Consider the following 372-nt stretch of genomic DNA (forward strand, 5'->3'; position numbering starts at 1 on the left):
ATGTTCATTATAACTCCACTACGCTTTCAAGGTCCAGATATACTGGAATAAAATGGCAATCTTCTTTTCGTTCAAACATCTCACCATCAACATGGCTGAAGAAAACAGTTGTGTTTGGTATCTTCCATCCTTTCTCGTCGCGCACTAAGTACGCCATGGATTCAACAGGGATGTACAGCGATACCGGATTTGCGGCAAAAATAAATTTGATTCTGTCTGGTTGACCCAGGAATCGCATGATTGTCAGGCTTGAATTCAATCTTGTATTAAGGAAGGACTCAACGATTCCGACGTGTGTTGCACGTTCGCGTTGCTTCGTCTCTTTTTCGTTCATTTCAGGCGACCTTTGTTAGTGCGGAAATATTTTCTGAT

Annotated in this window: 1 protein-coding gene; it reads right to left on the bottom strand. The window is 41.9% G+C overall.

Annotated features, from left to right (window positions below; genetic code table 11):
• Nucleotides 1–7 precede the first annotated feature (7 nt).
• Nucleotides 8–334, bottom strand: a complete 327-nt coding sequence (locus Y887_RS20520) for a hypothetical protein (RefSeq protein ID WP_157004350.1) — start codon at nucleotides 332–334, stop codon at nucleotides 8–10.
• Nucleotides 335–372: the final 38 nt, after the last annotated feature.

Source organism: Xanthomonas pisi DSM 18956, assembly GCF_001010415.1.
Taxonomy (GTDB): Bacteria; Pseudomonadota; Gammaproteobacteria; order Xanthomonadales; family Xanthomonadaceae; genus Xanthomonas; species Xanthomonas pisi.

What these genes read in the sequence shown, in the direction of transcription:
- Y887_RS20520 (WP_157004350.1), bottom strand. Translation starts at nt 334, where the DNA reads ATGAACGAAAAAGAGACGAAGCAACGCGAACGTGCAACACACGTCGGA.